At 66.5% G+C, this 2,376-nt stretch carries 2 protein-coding genes; both read right to left on the bottom strand.

Annotation, left to right across the window (positions count from 1 at the left end):
- Window positions 1–130: 130 nt before the first annotated feature.
- Window positions 131–1,828, bottom strand: a complete 1,698-nt coding sequence (locus tag VK519_RS13000) for a proline--tRNA ligase (RefSeq protein ID WP_324350396.1) — start codon at window positions 1,826–1,828, stop codon at window positions 131–133.
- A gap of 58 nt (window positions 1,829–1,886) precedes the next feature.
- Window positions 1,887–2,297: a DUF4124 domain-containing protein gene (locus VK519_RS13005; RefSeq protein WP_324350398.1), complete on the bottom strand. Its 411-nt coding sequence runs from the start codon at window positions 2,295–2,297 to the stop codon at window positions 1,887–1,889.
- Window positions 2,298–2,376 lie beyond the last annotated feature (79 nt).

Genomic DNA, 2,376 nt, shown 5'->3' on the forward strand with positions numbered 1-2,376 from the left:
GCGGCCTCTTCTCCCAAGCGCCGGTGTAACCGGAGCGACGAGGCTGGCCGCCCCCGGCTCCTGCGACCACGCCCGAGCCAAGAAAAAGGGCGCCACCAGGGCGCCCTTTTAATGACACACCCGGCACGACTTAACCAAGCAGGGCGATGAGGTCCTCGCGGGGCAGGTTGCGGCTTTCGCTTTCGCTGCGGGCGCGATACTCGAAGCTGCCTGCGGCAAGGCCCCGTTCGCTTACCACGACCCGGTGGGGGATGCCCATCAGCTCGATGTCGGCGAACATCTGGCCGGCGCGCAGGCCGCGGTCATCGAGTACGGCGTCGATACCCTGCTGGCGGAGCGACTGGTAAAGCTCCTCGGCCGCCTGGGCTACCTGGGCGTCGTTCTTGGGGTTGATCACGCACACGGCCACGCGCCATGGTGCCATGGGCTCGGGCCAACGGATGCCTGCTTCGTCGTAGCACTGCTCGATGGCGGCGGCGACGATGCGGCTGACGCCGATGCCGTAGCACCCCATGGACATCACGCGGATCTTGCCGGCGTCGTCCAGCACCGTGGCGTTCATCGCCTGGGCGTATTTCTCGCCAAGCTGGAACACATGCCCCACTTCGATGCCGCGGGCCACGCGCAACGTGCCATGGCCGTCGGGCGAGGGATCGCCCTCGACCACCTTGCGCAGGTCCGCCACGCGGTTGATGCGTGCGTCGCGCTGCCAGTTGGCGCCGGTGTAGTGGGTGCCGTCGACGTTGCCGCCGCAGACGAAATCGGCCAGCTGCGCGGCGGCATGGTCCACGATCACCGGGATGTCGTCGGGCAGGCCCGCCGGGCCGATGAAACCTGGGCGGGTGCCGGTAGCGGCAAGGATCTCCGCCTCGGACGCCAGTTCCGACGTATCGGGAAGCTCCGGCAGGTGGGCTGCCTTGACTTCGTTCACTTCGTGGTCGCCGCGCACGCACAGCGCCACCAGGCCGCTGCGACCCTTGACCAGGATGGTCTTCACGCACTGGGCGGGAGCAACCTTGAGGAAGGCAGCGACGTCGTCGATGGTCTTCTGGGTGGGGGTATCCACGCGGGTGAGCGCGGCCGACGGCGCAGGCCGCTCGCCGGAGGGCGGCATCGCTTCGGCCTTCTCGATGTTGGCGGCGTAGTCCGAGCCGTCGGAGAACGCGATGGCGTCTTCGCCGGCGTCGGCCAGCACCTGGAACTCGTGGCTGGCATTGCCGCCGATGGCACCGGTGTCGGCCTGCACGGCACGGAACTTCAGCCCAAGGCGGCTGAAGATGCGCGTGTAAGCGTCGTACATCGCCTTATAGGTTTCGGCCAGGGACTCGGGCGTGAGATGGAAGGAATACGCATCCTTCATCAGGAACTCGCGCGCACGCATCACGCCGAAGCGCGGGCGGATCTCGTCGCGGAACTTGGTCTGGATCTGGAAGAAGTTCAGCGGCAGCTGCTTGTAGCTGCGCAGCTCATTGCGCGCAAAGTCGGTGATGACTTCCTCATGCGTGGGCCCGTAGCAGTATTCCTGCTCTTTCCGGTCGCGCATCTTCAGTAGCTGCGGGCCGAATTTCTCCCAGCGTCCGGTTTCTTCCCAAAGTTCGCGCGGCTGCACCGAGGGCATCAGCATCTCGATGGCGCCAGCGCGCAGCATTTCCTCGCGGACCACGGCCTCGACCTTGCGCAATACCAGCAGGCCCAGCGGCGACCAGGTGTACAGGCCCGCGGCCAGGCGGCGGATCATGCCCGCGCGCAGCATCAGCCGGTGGCTGGCGATCTCGGCCTCAGCCGGGACTTCCTTGACGGTATTGAGGTGGAACTGGCTAAGACGCATGACGGGTCCGGTGGGGCGTGGAACCGTCAATTATAGGGCCGGCGAGCCCGCGGCGGCCCTACTTGCTGCAGTACTGCTTGTATTGATCCTGCGCGGTGGACAATTCCTGCCGGCGGCGGGTGTCGTCCATGGCCACGCGTTGGCCGTTCTTGTCATCGATGGACAAGGGACCGGAGCCGGAGAGCAAGTCCATGTTATGGGTCAGGCTATCGCAGACGGACTTGCGGTTGGCGGGGGAATCGGCAATGGGCATGCCGGGCTTGCCCGCCGATGCGGATGGGGCCGGGGCGACCGGCGAGGGCCCCAGCGGTGCGACAGTCCCCGATGTCTTGACGTTCTTGTAGTCGGTGCCGGTAGGCGGGGGGGTGTCGGAGTAGTGCACCGTGCCGCTGGCATCCTTCCATTTATAGGCCTGGGCCGAGGCCGCGGTGGCAACGACGATCAGCATGAGGGGCAGCAGGCGGCGCATGGGAGATCCCGGCAAAGGTCGTGCGCACTAGTTAACATCCCGGGCACCGGGGCACAAGCTCCGGTGCCGGCAAGCCCAT

Source organism: Pinirhizobacter sp., from assembly GCF_035317885.1.
In the GTDB taxonomy this organism is placed as follows: domain Bacteria; phylum Pseudomonadota; class Gammaproteobacteria; order Xanthomonadales; family Rhodanobacteraceae; genus Pinirhizobacter.